Origin of the sequence: Burkholderia ubonensis, from assembly GCF_902833085.1 — a bacterium.
Lineage (GTDB): Bacteria > Pseudomonadota > Gammaproteobacteria > Burkholderiales > Burkholderiaceae > Burkholderia > Burkholderia ubonensis.
Genome location: NZ_CADFEB010000011.1, coordinates 158,340 through 171,272, shown reverse-complemented (window position 1 = coordinate 171,272; position 12,933 = coordinate 158,340). Strand labels below are relative to the sequence as shown.

The window sequence follows — 12,933 nt, the reverse complement described above, 5'->3', positions numbered from 1 at the left end:
CTGCGGAGGAGGTTATGACGAATCACAAGCAGAGAATCAGCGCATGCGTGCTCGCGATCCTCGCAGCCGCTCCCGTGCTCGCCCAGCACGAAGACCACGTCGCTGCGCAGCCGCAAAGCGGGAAGTTCGGCACGGTGAAGTTCCCGACTTCATGCAGTGCGGCGGCACAAGTCCAGTTCGAGCATGCATTGGCGATGCTGCATTCGTTCTTTTACCCCGCGACGCTCAAGGCGTTCGACGCCGTGATCAAGACCGATCCGCAATGTGCGATTGCGTATTGGGGCCTTGCGATGGCTCAGCCTCCCAATCCGCTGGTTCCGCCTTTCGACGAGGCGGCGCTCAAGCGCGGATCGGATGCGGTGGAGAAAGGCCTCGCGCTGGGTCCCAAGACCGAACGGGAGCGTGACTGGCTGCTCGCGGCCGAGACGTTTTACAAAGATTACGACAAGGTTTCCCAAAGTCAGCGCACGTCGGCATACGAGCACGCCATGGCACGCTTGACGCAGAAATATCCCGACGATTCGGAGGCCGCGATCTTCTATGCGCTCGCACTCAACGAGGCCGCGCCGCCCAGTGACAAAACGTACGCCAATCAACTCAAGGCGGCGGCGATCCTGGAGAAGATCTACCGTGAGCAGCCCGACCATCCCGGTATTGCGCACTACCTGATCCACAGCTACGACTATTCACCGCTCGCGCAGCGTGGATTGCCGTTCGCCGACAAATACGCGCAGATCGCTCCGGCCGCGCCGCACGCCGTGCATATGCCTTCGCACATCTACTCGATGCTCGGCATGTGGGCCGCGTCCGTCAAATCGAACGAAGCGGCGCTGAAGGTGATGCGCGACGAAGCCGCCAGGAGCTGGCCGGGCGCCACCCACCCGTCGGCGCCCCATTCATGGGACTTCATGGAGTACGCGTATCTGCAGTTGGGCCAGGAAGCGCGCGCAAGACAGATCCGCGACGACGCCGATGCCGCCACGAAATTTCCGTTCGACCGACTGGTGACCTATACCGGACTGGAAGCCGTCCCGGCGCGCTATGCGCTCGAGCGCGGCGCCTGGCAAGAAGCGGCTGCGCTGGAGCCGCGTGGCAGTCGCTGGCCGCAGGCCGAGGCGATCACGTACTTTGCCCGCGCGCTGGGCTGCGCTCGCGGCGGCAAGGCGGACATGGCGCAGACGAACATCGACATGCTCACGCAGTTGCGCGCGAAACTCGAACAGTCAGGCCAGCCTTACTGGGCCGAGCAGGTCCAGGTTCAGATCCTGGCCGCTTCGGCGTGGCTGGCTCATGCCCAGGGCAAGGACGACGACGCGCTGAAGCAGATGCGCGCCGCGGCCGACCTGGAGGACGGGAGCGAAAAGAACGTTGCGATGGAGAACCGGCTTTACCCGATGCGCGAACAGCTGGGCGAGATGTTGCTCGATCTGAAGCGGCCTGCCGATGCGCTGAAGGAATATGAAGCATCGATGCAAGCGACTCCCAATCGCTTGCGCGGACTGTATGGTGCGGCGACGGCGGCAGAGCTGGCGCAGGAGCGACAGAAGGCGAAGCTTTACTACGGAAAGCTCGTTGTGCTCACGCGAGACGCGGACACCGCTCGGCCGGAGGTCCGTCAGGCGAAGCTGTATCTTGACCGGCATTGAGGTGATCAGCGTTGACCGATGCACGTTGAACGCTGCAGAAGGGCGAATTCTCCGTTGAGCATGCCGACGCGCGCTGCTATCGACCCGCCGCCGTTGCGCCGGACGAGCCGCGCTTGCTTCCGCACTTCCAAAAAAATCGACCGCCCTGAATAGGTCGTCAACCATTCCAAAGCTCGCGTGCTGGCTCTCTGGATATATTTCCTTTGGCACCGACCGGACGGGCGAGCGCCACGCCGCCTTTGACGTCCGGGATCGATCACAAAGCGACGCTCGCTCGACGTCGATATATGGCTGAACCTCGGCGCGTTTTGGTCATTTGCCCCATTTTTTCGAGCATCCTCTTCGTCATCCTATCCACGCATGTCGATTTGTAGCATTTCGTGTAACGATTTCCTGGAGTGCTAGGGCAGCCACGCATCATCAAGTTTCCCAGTTATCATTGCGGCGAATCGGCTGCTTATATATCGCCCCTCTTTACTTGGGTGCATGGCAAGCTCAGACGTTTCGCATGGATACGTGGGCATGCAGTGAGCGTTCTCAAGCTGCCACCACGAGTTAGCCGCCGCGGGCAAGGCGATGCGTTATGCTCGCTGCGTAACGCCAGTTGCTTTTGCGAATTGCCCCGATCTTCCGGGGCTTTATTGTCTTCGCCAAATACTGGCCTACCGATCTACAGCATCAAAGTCTTCCCTGGACCGTGAGGATACGCCTGCCTGAACTTTTCATGTCTCTCGCAAAAATCTTGAAAAATGGCCCAATGCTCACGCGCCGTATCTATCCCTATGTTGAAGTTCTTGCCATCTCGAGCGCAATGTGCGTAGTGGCCAAACATATAACAGGCGGCATCAGATTGAAGCTTCCCCGATCGTATTAGGAGTTCGATTTCTTCAATAAAAGTCAGAAATTTTCTGTTCTTATCCCAAAAGGACTCGTCTGCCAGAGCAGGATAATCTCCATCAAGATTTTTAAGAACAGAGAAAAGGTCTTCGTCATCGAAAAGCCGCCGATGCTGAGCTAGGAAAAACTCTGTCCGACGCAGCGCCTCCTGATCATCTTGGTGCTTCCTAATTTGATTGAGATCGTGCAAAAATTTCCAGCCACCGATGATCGCCAAAAACAATGAAACAGTTACGCCAAATGCCTGCCAATGGGCGCCCCATTCGGACATCAACATGCAATGATCGATAAGCGGAATTTTAAAGATGCTGCAGAAAAGTCGTTCAGCGGGCATGGGGTTTATTAATCTCGGTAACAAGAAGTCGCTTTATTCGCCCCGACGAGCTGACGACCTTGTGCGCCACGATGACTCTCTTCCCAGCATCTCGATCTTGGGCACGTTCATTCATCGAAGCGGTTGCGGCCATGTGTGCGATCTGATTGTTCTCGAAATCTACAATGTTGAACGGAACTGTGCGCTTTACGCTATCCAGATAGGCGCGTCCATAGCCGCTTAGGATATTATATTTCGTGACATTGCCTGGCCAATGTCGCAAAACGTCATCCTTAGTCGAAGTGCTCACGTAGTCGTAGCAATCTAAATCAAGTGAAACTTGATCGCCAACATATGGTCTCGAAAAAGTGATGATGTTTGCTCCCTTTGTCTTTAGAGGGCGCATCACATGCTGAAGCGGTGTCTCGAAACGGACCGCGAGCTCCTCAAACGGCGCACTTTCACTATTGATGATTCGAGTTACATACGGATTGTCAGACGGCGGCTCGTTTCCGATCGCAGTCTCTAGAGCGACTCTCAAATACTCCCAGAAGTGTTTGACAATGACGGATTTTCCGATTTTTTCATTGACTGCGTCTGCGAAGTCGATCCCGATAATGTTTTCGAAGCAGCCCCGCTTTGCACCGAGCATCGTTGTTGTGACATCCGTAGGATTTGCCATCCGGTCACGGACTTCGTTATCGTTCGCAAATGAATGCGCCGCTAAATTTATAACAGTTGCAAGCCCGCTCAATGATTCGCCGGCGTCGTAAAGACTGAGTTGACCGTTGTCCGCAGCCAATCCGTCGTATCGCACAACAATCTCAACTTGCGCCACATTTCCCCCGGTTGATAATCTTATATTCCGTTGCTTTCTAACACAGACTGCCTTGAACTGACAACGAGAATTTCTCGTGTTGACCTGCGGCGGAATTTTGTAGCCAGTCAGGCAGTGAGTCTCGCGTCGATTGAGTGGTACCGGTTTTCAGAGCCAGGTGCAATGTTAGTCCTCGGCTTCCTGTGAAGCGCTTGGGTTTTCCGGACCAGGCAGAAGGTTAGTTTTCGACGCTGTTGTGACCTTCGGACGGGCGCCGAAGGCCGAATTGCCGGGCGAATTCACCCGGTGCCAAGTCGTCGAGAGCCATGTGAGGTCGGCTCTCATTGTAGTCCTGCCGCCACGCCTCGATAACCCGTCGGGCCTCCTCAAGGGATTCGAACCAGTGGAGATTCAGGCATTCGTCGCGGAACGATCCGTTGAAGGTCTCGATGAAGTTGTTGTCCTTCGGTTTACCAGTGCGGCTGAAGTCGAGATGCACCTTCTGGTGATAAGCCCACATGTCCATCAGGCGCCCGGAGAATTCGCTGCCGTTATCAGCGAACAGAAATTTCGGTGCACGACGCTGGGCAACCAGTCGGTTCAATACGGCCACGACATCTTCGCCGCGCAGACGCCGGCCAATTTCGATGGCCAGCGCCTCGCGGCTATAGATGTCGACCACGGTCAGGGCACGCAAGCGAGTGCCGTTGGCCAGTTGGTCTGCCACGAAGTCAAGACTCCAGACCTGGTCAGGCTGTCTCGGCACGTACCGTTGTCGACGAGACACCACCATCTTGCGTCGCTTGGGCAGCTTTGAGCGCAGTTGCAGTTGCTCTTCGACGTACAGGCGGTAAAAACGGTTTTTACCTATGTGCCAGCCTTCACGCTTGAGCAACACGTGAATGCCTCGATACCCGTAGCGAACCCGACTGTGTGCGATCTCCCGCATGCGTTGGCGCAGCGCCATCTGCGGATCCTTGACGTTGCGATAGTACTTGACGCTACGCGCCTGGCGGATCAGTCGACAGGCCCGCCGCATTTGAGGCCGTAGTAGCTCACGATGTAGTCCACTGCCTGTCTCTTCAGCCCGGGCCGTTCCACTTTTTTGCGGCGACATCCTGCAAAATCGCCTTGTCCAGACTCAGTTCAGCAACCAGCTTCTTCAGCCGCGCATTCTCGTCCTGAAGTTGCTTCAATTCGCGGACCTGATCCGATTGCAGGCCCGCGAACTGCTTCTTCCAGCGATAGAACGTTTGCTCCGAAATGCCCACCTGTCGAATCAGATCGGCCACCGGCATCCCCAGCTCCGCCTGCTTGAGCACCGCCACAATTTGCTCCACCGAAAACCGTTTGCGTTTCACCGCCAACCTCCTTCCAAGGAGTCACGCGTCGAAACACTAACATCAATTTCGGCCCGGATTTCATAAAGCAGATCAAAAGTGACGAATTCCCATTTCAGTGTGCTGCTGTGTACCGAATTGATCTGTCACCATTGCAAGGAATGAGTTGCGCTTGAATTCGGAACTTCAAAAAATCGACCACCTAGAATAAGTCGTCAACCATTCCAGCGTCAGCATCTCCGCACTCAGTAAGTATAAACTCGCATGTGATTCCTTCGACACCGAGCGGGCGGGTGAGCGCCACGCAGCATTTGACGGTCGGGGTCGGCCATCTTCTGCCCAGAAATCGAGATTCAATGGCCGTCTTCAATCAGTAAGCGGAGGATCGGCAATGTGGTATGTATGTGAATCTCACTAAATTGCAGTTTGAGCCTCGCCTCAATGAAGCTCGAGCGTGCGTTAGCGAGGCACGCTTGAATTCTATCCAATCCTTGTATGCAATTCAGGTTCTAGCGATTGAGGGCGCTGCATCGCTAATGAGTCGTTGATGCGAAATTTCTCTTAGAATCGTGTATGCAATGGAGGCCATGCCGCGTACGCGAGGTGATTCCAACCCGGGTAGTACCAACTTAAAAAAAGCTGGTCCTGTACTGAAGTCTCGCCTTGGCTCATCATAATCACGTGTCGGCCGGTATCTGGCTTTTCGTATGCACCAATATTGCGGATTGAAAATGGTACGGTTTTCAATAGCCGGGTTGATGGCGCAATTTGAGCCGGAACAAACGTAACCTCATTGATCTCGGACTGCACTCCATTTTCGGTAGTCGTTGCGGAGATCACATGTGCGACGCCGTCTTCCGAAGAGAAGAAGCCAGAGATATCCACTATCTCGGAATCGAATGTCCAGATTTTATCACTCCCTGATTCGCCGGAGCTGAAATTGAAATAAACCTCGGTAATTGTCCGGTCCGTGGAAATAAAGGCATGATTCCACCCCGCACCATCGAACCCGGTGATCGCCTTGCCCCCAGTGACACGCTGAAGCAAGAAAGGAATCTCGTCCCAGATGGGATTGTTGCTCGTCCACGGAGTACCGGACAACGTCCAGAGGTCGCCATTGTTCATCAGGACAACAACGTAGAGCTTGGATTCTATTGAGGAATAGAAAGCAGTGAGATCCACAATTCCTCCGGAGCCGTACCCTTGCAGCGGATCCATCATCGGCAAGGATCCAACACCTCCTCCAAAGATTGGATCAGGCGCCGGATTTCGTAAGTCGCGAGGAAATCTGCTGTAAAAAACAATATTGTCGGTCGTCGGGAAGAACAGGTACCGATAGTCATCAACGGGCGAATACGCAGCCCCCACAATTGGAACGGAATTGGTTGGCGTAAAAACTAATCCCGGTGCAATCGTGCCTTGAGTAGATGGGTTGAAACCGATGTCATAGAGTGAGATGCCTGAGTTCATGTACTGGATTGGGTCGAACACCCTCAAGGCATGTTCGAGGTCATCATCTGGGGTGTAGAATGCGGCAAATCGGCGCTGCATAATGTCTCTCCGGAATAGTTTGGGGCATTGATTTGCGCACGAGGCTCACGCCGACGGAGCGCCACAATGCCGTGCGAATCGACGACGAGTTAGACGGCCACGTATGAAAAATTGATGTGTTGAGAGCACATTCACTCCTCTTGATCTTGGTCGCATTTAAGGCCTAGGCAAGTTGAGCTACTTCTAGCGGGAACTGCTGGTAGAGCTAAAGTCGGCTCCTCGAGTTGAATTAACGTGTGCCCGCGCGGCGCCATCTCGATCAATGTCATTTTGCCTCGTCGCGAAATGGCGTCAAAAGCCTCGCTTCAGAGCGAGCCGCGCAAGAGGCTTGAAGCACGAATGCCTTATCAGGGTCTATGCCGGCGATTCAAATTCCGAAGTCTTTGAGATTGTCTTGTTCGGCTTGTCTCAATGCGTCTTCTCTGATCGCTCTACTAACAATAGTATTTGCTTTTTATCAAAGCAGTCAGCATTTTCCCCAGCCGGGGTGCTAGGTATTTTGGGCACCTATTTTGCTGATGACGCTTGTCGCTGTCTTGAAACATCGCCAATTTGCTCCTGCAAAAAACCGGGGGCAGGTCAAAGGTATGCGGAATGGGCTTTGGGAAAGCGGCGATATGCGCTCCACCGTCAACGTTCGGATTGGTCAAACAATTGCCGACCGCTGTTGTCACGCAAATGATCGCTAACCCAACGGCCGGAGTGGGTCGATCACTGCCAGAGGACGAATTCCCCGCTCAGTGTGCCGGCGCGTGCCGAATTGATCTATCGCCATCGCAAAGAATAAGTCGCGCCTAACTTCCACCCTTCAAAAAATCGACCGCCCCGAATAAGTCGTCAACCATTCCAAAGCCCTCGTCCCCGCGAGCGAGTTCCCATTCGCGTCCAGCCCCGGCGCCCACACGCACACGGCCATCTCGCCGGGCAGCACCGCGACGATCCCGCCGCCGACGCCGCTCTTCGCGGGCAGGCCGACCCGGTACACGAAATCTCCGGCCGCGTCGTAGGTGCCGCAGGTCAGCATCAGCGCGGACAGCCGTTTCGCTGAACTCGAATCGACGATCCGTTCGCCCGTGACCGGCGCGACGCCGCCGTTCGCGAGGAACAGCGCCGCGCGCGCGAGCTCGACGCAGTTCATCTCGATCGCGCATTGGCGGCAGTACGCGTCGACGACCGTCTCGGGCGGCATCTGCATGTTGCCGAAGCTCGCCATGAAGTGCGCCATCGCGCGGTTGCGCTCGGCGTGCTGCAGTTCCGACAGCGCGACGCGCGAATCGTAGTCGATGTCGGCCGCGCCGATCAGCCGCCGCACGAACTCGACGAGCGCGGTTTCGGCCTTCACGAAGCGGCGGCACAGCACGTCGGTGACGACGAGCGCCCCCGCGTTGATGAACGGATTGCGCGGCTTGCCGCGCTCGGTCTCGAGCTGGACGAGCGAGTTGAACGCGTTGCCCGACGGTTCGCGCCCGACCCGGTCCCACAGCGCGTCGCCGAGCAACTGGAACGCGAGCGTGCACGCGAACAGCTTCGAGATGCTCTGGATCGAGAAGCGCTCGCGCGCGTCGCCGACCGTGTAAACGTTTCCGTCGAGCGTCACGACCGCCATCCCGAACTTGTCGGCGGGCACCTTCGCCAGCTCGGGGATGTAGTCGGCGACGCGGCCCTGGCCGATCCAGGGGGCGAGTTCGGTGTGGATGCGTTCGAGAATCGATTGGTAATTCATGACGTCAGGCGAGGGCGGCGCGGCGCCCGGATTGCGGCGAGCCCGTATGGAACCGTCTTGGCGCGGATTCGTCAAGCGCCATGCGCGGCCGGCCGGCCTTTGCGCCCTCATTTTTCGAGATAAGCAGATGCGCACCCGGCAGGCGCAGTATCATGCGGTACGTTTCGGCCGCCGAACCTTGTCCGTCTCTGCGCCGCTTCCCTGTTGAACCGATCGTTTGCCCATGCCTTTCCGGATCCTGCTCGTCGAAGACGACACTCGCCTATCCACGCTGATCGCCGGCTATCTGCGCAAGAACGACTATGAAGTCGACACCGTGCTGCACGGTGATGCCGCAGTGCCGGCGATCCTGTCCATCCGCCCGGATCTCGTCATCCTCGACGTGAACCTGCCGGGCAAGGACGGCTTCGAAATCTGCCGCGAGGCGCGCAAGCAGTACGACGGCGTCATCATCATGGTGACCGCGCGCGACGAGCCGTTCGACGAGCTGCTCGGCCTCGAATTCGGTGCGGACGACTACGTGCACAAGCCGGTCGAGCCGCGCATCCTGCTCGCGCGGATCAAGGCGCAGCTGCGCCGCGCGCCGGCGCGCGTCCCCGACGGCTCGGCTCCGCAGCCGGAGCGCCATACGTTCGGCAAGTTCTCGATCGACCGCACCGACCGCACCGTCATGCTGCCGGACGGCAGCGCGCCGGACCTGACGTCGGCCGAGTTCGACCTGCTGTGGGCGCTCGTCTGCCACGCGGGCGAGGTCGTCAGTCGCGACGACCTGATGCTGCAGCTGCGCGGCGTCGAATTCGACGGCCTCGACCGCACGATCGACGGGCGCATCTCGAAGCTGCGCCGCAAGCTGCGCGACGACGCGAGCAACCCGCAGCGGATCAAGACGATCCGCAGCAAGGGCTACCAGTTCAGCAAGCACGCGTGGGACTGACGCCGCGCGGGCCGGCGCGGCTACCCATCCGGCGCGGGCCGGCCGTGTCCGCCCCATCCGATAGCCGAGACCCGTGATGATCAAACGACCCGCCGCGCATCCCGATGCGCCCCACCTGTCGCCGCTGCGCTACGTCAGATGGCGCTGGATGCATTTCCGCCGCGCGTGGACCGACACGCGCGCCGACCGCATCCCGAGCTGGTCGCGCCTGTACGTGCGCACCTACCTGCATCTGCTCGGCCTCGTGCTGCTGACGGCGCTCGTGCCGGCGCTCGCGCTGTGCGTCGTGCTGTCGCCGCGCCTCGTATGGCATGCGTTCGACGCGCTGCCGGGCGACGTGTGGCTCGTGCTGGCGTTCGTGTTCGCCGCGCCCGCGCTTGCCGCGTACCGCTGGATGCGGCCGGTGTGGTCGGACCTCGTGATGGTGCGCGAGCGTGCGATCGACTTCACGGGCGGGCGCTTCAACACGCGCGCGCGCGAATCGCACAGCGTGATCATCGGCCCGCTCGCGCGCACGCTGAACGCGCTCGCGATGCGGATGGAGCGCCTGATCGCCGCGCAGCGCGATCTCACGAACGGGATCTCGCACGAGCTGCGCACGCCGCTCGCACGCGTGCGCTTCGCGCTGGAGATCCTGCGGGAGCCCGGCTCGGCGGCCGAATACGAGAGCGCGCTCGACAGCATCGCGCAGGACGTCACCGAGCTCGACGAGCTGATCGACATGAGCCTGACCTACGCGCGGCTCGAATACAGTTCGCTGCAGTCGAACCTCGAGCCGACGGCGCCGGCCGCATGGCTCGAGCATCAGGTCAAAGACGCCGCGCTGCTGTATCCGGAGAAGACGATCGAGACGCGCATCGCGATCGCAACCGACGTGCGCGTGGAGATGGACCGGCGGCTGATGTCGTACGCGATGCGCAACCTGCTGCGCAACGCGAGCAAGTACGCGCGCTCGCGCATCGTGGTCGGCATCGCGATCGACCACGGCAACATCGGCGTCTACGTCGAGGACGACGGCCCCGGCGTGCCCGAATCCGAGCGCGAGCGGATCTTCGAAGCGTTCGTGCGGCTCGACCGGCGCACCGGCGGCTACGGCCTCGGCCTCGCGATCACGCGGCAGGTGCTGCAGGCGCACAACGGCCGGATCGCGGTGGTCGATCCGGCCGAACTCGGCGGCGCGCGCTTCGAAATCAGCTGGCCGATCTGAGCGGCGCTGCCCGCGGGCAGCGGCGGGCCGCCCGTCAGTACGTGCGGCCGAGCTGCAGGTAGATATTGCGCCGGCCGCCCGGCGCGAGCGCGACACCCATGTAAAGCGGGCCGAACGCGGTCGTCAGGCTGGTGAAGAACGTGTAGCTCTGCTTCAGCGCGCCGCCGCCGATCCCCGCGCCGCCCGACCACACGTTGCCGACCTCCGCGCTCGCACCGATGAAGAGCGCCTTGACGGGCGACGAACTGAACGTCGCCAGCTGGTTCATGTAGGTCATCTGCCCGTAGACGAGCGAATCGCCGTTCAGCTGGTCGGCCGCGTAGGCCGCCAGGTGCTGGAACCCGCCGAGCGTGAAGTTGAACGCATTGATCAGGTTCGTGCCGCCGATGCTCTTGCCGCCCTCGACGCCCGCGCTGATGCTGTGCCGGCCGTACTGCTGCGCGACCATCAGCTTGCCGTACAGCTCGGTGTACGGCGCATCGGTGATTCGATCGTCGAGGCTGGCCGCCGACGCGCCGTTGCGCGACATCAGCGAGCGCTCGACACGGAATTCGGCGAAGTAGCCCTTGCGCGGGAACATCGGATCGTCGAGCTGGTCGATCACGAGCCGCGCACGGGCCGACAGCGCGTCCGCGGAGTAGCTCGAGAACAGCAGTCCCCCCGGGGTGTCCGAGAAGAAGTCGGGCAGGTTGTAGGTCGGCGAGCCGTGGCTGTGCGTGTAGGCGAGGCCGATCCGGAAATCGCCGAGCCGCCCGATCGGCACGCCGAAGTCGATGCCGGCGCGCGCCGTCTGGACCATGTACTGCGTGACCTTCACGTCGCCGGTATCGTCGTACAGATTCGCGTAGCGGCGCTGGTATTCGGCGTACGGCGCAATGTAATCACCGTACTTCACCGACAGCGGCTGGCGCAGCTCGACGTGTATCGCATCCAGGTCGCTGCCGACCGTCGCGTCCGTGCGGAACTCGAGACCGGACTCGGTGAGCCACGGGCGCCGGTAGCCGACGTGCAGCCGGAACCCGCCCTGGTCGGTCGAACTGCTCGACATGCCGAGGCCGAACAGCAGGAAATTCGGACCCCAATATTTTTCGCGCGCATCGATCACGAGCCGGTTCTCGTCGCCGTGGCTGACGACCTGCTGCGTGACGCTCTCGAAACTGCCGCCCGTCGTGAGCGTCAGCAGGTCGCTGCTGACCGCCTTCGGGTCATAGGTGTCGCCGGGCTTCACGTGCAGCGCGTCCCGGACGACCCGCTTCGGCACGCCGCCGCTGGTCCGGATCTCGATGTCGGTGATCCGGATCGCCGGCGGCTGCGGCTGCGTGTGCGCCGCACGGTAGGCGGCATATTGCTCCGGCGTGAGCGCGTAGCGCTTCAGGTGCGGCAGCGCCGCGGTCGCGGCGGCCGCGCCGGCGGCGATCGCCTCGTTCGCCTTCTGGAAATCGGTGAACGCGAGCGAGCCGAGCTCGGGCGTGAGCAGCACGTCCCGCGACGTCATCTCCTTGCGTTGCGCCGCCACGTTCTGGCGGATCAGGATGCCGACCATCTGCTGCGCCACGTCAGCGGGCGACGCGAGCGCGTCGAGCGGCCGCAGCGGTGAGCCGATGTCGACCGCGATCACGACGTCGGCGCCCATCTGCCGCGCGCTATCGACGGGCAGGTTCCTGACGAGGCCGCCGTCCACCAGCGCCCGGTCGTTGATCTCGGCGGGCGCGAACAGGCCCGGCATCGCCATGCTCGCGCGGATCGCGAGCGGCAGCGAGCCGTGATCGAGCACCACCATCTGCCCGGTCTGCAGGTCGGTCGCGATCGCGCGATACGGAATCGGCAGCTGGTCGAACGGCTGGTTGATCGGCACGGCGGCGGTCCAGTCGGCGAGCAGCGCCTGCAGCCGGTTGCCCTGCACGATCCCCGCCGGCGCCTTCACACCCTTGCCGCTGAAGCCGAGCGTCGCGCCGTTCGCGTACAGCCGCTCGTCCTCGCGGCGGCTCTGCGGCAGGTCCGCGCGCTCGGTCGCGTCGAACGCGATGTCGGCGAGATTCGTTTCCGACAGGCGCTTCTGCATCTCGGCGGCGGCCATCCCGCTCGCATACAGGCCGCCGACCACGGCGCCCATGCTGGTGGCCGCGATGCAGTCGATGGGGATGCGGTTTTCCTCGAGCACCTTCAGTACGCCGAGATGTGCGTAGCCGCGAGCACCGCCGCCGGACAGCACGAGGCCGACCGCCGGCCGGCCGGCTGGGCCGCCGTCGGGACGGCAGGCGTGCGCAGTGTTAGGGAGCGCGGCGGCGTCGGGCGCAGCGGACGCGCCGGCGGCCGGCACGGGTTGCGCGATGGCGGCGCAGCACCACAGGGCGGCGAGCATCGGGCTGAGGCGGTGCACCCCCCGCCAGCGGTAAGAATCGGGCGCTGTCATCGTGATAAGCAGGCGTGATGGGCGTCGGAAGCCTGCCGGAAGCAGGCAAAACCGAGAGATTAACGTGTTTTGCGGGGTCGGAGCGAGGGTCC

The 12,933-nt window shown here is 60.8% G+C and carries 8 protein-coding genes and 1 pseudogene; 3 read left to right on the top strand and 6 right to left on the bottom strand.

The window, feature by feature from the left end; genetic code table 11:
* Nucleotides 1–14 precede the first annotated feature (14 nt).
* Entirely contained in the window at nt 15–1,646 is a 1,632-nt protein-coding gene (locus HWX31_RS29005; protein ID WP_174961016.1) for a tetratricopeptide repeat protein, read from the top strand.
* A gap of 670 nt (nt 1,647–2,316) precedes the next feature.
* Here HWX31_RS29005 and HWX31_RS29000 read toward each other — a convergent pair.
* The 5 genes and pseudogenes from HWX31_RS29000 to HWX31_RS28980 form a co-directional block, all read right to left on the bottom strand.
* On the bottom strand, nt 2,317–2,820 hold the full coding sequence (locus HWX31_RS29000) for a hypothetical protein (protein WP_174961014.1): 504 nt from the start codon (nt 2,818–2,820) through the stop codon (nt 2,317–2,319).
* A gap of 46 nt (nt 2,821–2,866) precedes the next feature.
* Nucleotides 2,867–3,673 carry a DUF7946 domain-containing protein gene (locus tag HWX31_RS28995; RefSeq protein ID WP_462898209.1) on the bottom strand — a complete coding sequence of 269 codons (807 nt, stop codon included), beginning with the start codon at nt 3,671–3,673 and terminating at the stop codon, nt 2,867–2,869.
* Nucleotides 3,674–3,911: 238 nt separating this feature from the next.
* Nucleotides 3,912–5,034: pseudogene (locus HWX31_RS28990) on the bottom strand (IS3 family transposase).
* Between the two features lie 540 nt (nt 5,035–5,574).
* Nucleotides 5,575–6,564, bottom strand: coding sequence for a cytochrome c biogenesis protein ResB (locus HWX31_RS28985; protein ID WP_174961009.1), 990 nt, complete (start codon nt 6,562–6,564; stop codon nt 5,575–5,577).
* Between the two features lie 808 nt (nt 6,565–7,372).
* Complete coding sequence (locus HWX31_RS28980; protein ID WP_059609599.1) at nt 7,373–8,287, bottom strand: glutaminase; 915 nt, start codon at nt 8,285–8,287, stop codon at nt 7,373–7,375.
* 223 nt (nt 8,288–8,510) lie between these two features.
* On the opposite strand from HWX31_RS28980, the gene HWX31_RS28975 reads away from it, so the two are divergent.
* A complete protein-coding gene (locus tag HWX31_RS28975; protein ID WP_174961007.1) occupies nt 8,511–9,221 on the top strand; it encodes a response regulator in 711 nt (236 codons plus the stop codon).
* 76 nt (nt 9,222–9,297) lie between these two features.
* Nucleotides 9,298–10,428: an ATP-binding protein gene (locus HWX31_RS28970; RefSeq protein WP_059609596.1), complete on the top strand. Its 1,131-nt coding sequence runs from the start codon at nt 9,298–9,300 to the stop codon at nt 10,426–10,428.
* Nucleotides 10,429–10,462: 34 nt separating this feature from the next.
* Here the strand turns inward: HWX31_RS28970 and HWX31_RS28965 are convergent, their stop codons facing one another.
* Entirely contained in the window at nt 10,463–12,841 is a 2,379-nt protein-coding gene (locus HWX31_RS28965) for a patatin-like phospholipase family protein (protein WP_174961005.1), read from the bottom strand.
* Nucleotides 12,842–12,933 lie beyond the last annotated feature (92 nt).

Excerpts from the sequence above, each read along its gene's own strand:
- HWX31_RS28965 (WP_174961005.1), bottom strand. The coding sequence starts at position 12,841 with ATGACAGCGCCCGATTCTTACCGCTGGCGGGGGGTGCACCGCCTCAGC.
- HWX31_RS28985 (WP_174961009.1), bottom strand. The coding sequence starts at position 6,564 with ATGCAGCGCCGATTTGCCGCATTCTACACCCCAGATGATGACCTCGAA.
- HWX31_RS29005 (WP_174961016.1), top strand. The coding sequence starts at position 15 with ATGACGAATCACAAGCAGAGAATCAGCGCATGCGTGCTCGCGATCCTC.
- HWX31_RS28980 (WP_059609599.1), bottom strand. The coding sequence starts at position 8,287 with ATGAATTACCAATCGATTCTCGAACGCATCCACACCGAACTCGCCCCC.
- HWX31_RS28975 (WP_174961007.1), top strand. The coding sequence starts at position 8,511 with ATGCCTTTCCGGATCCTGCTCGTCGAAGACGACACTCGCCTATCCACG.
- HWX31_RS29000 (WP_174961014.1), bottom strand. The coding sequence starts at position 2,820 with ATGTTGATGTCCGAATGGGGCGCCCATTGGCAGGCATTTGGCGTAACT.
- HWX31_RS28970 (WP_059609596.1), top strand. The coding sequence starts at position 9,298 with ATGATCAAACGACCCGCCGCGCATCCCGATGCGCCCCACCTGTCGCCG.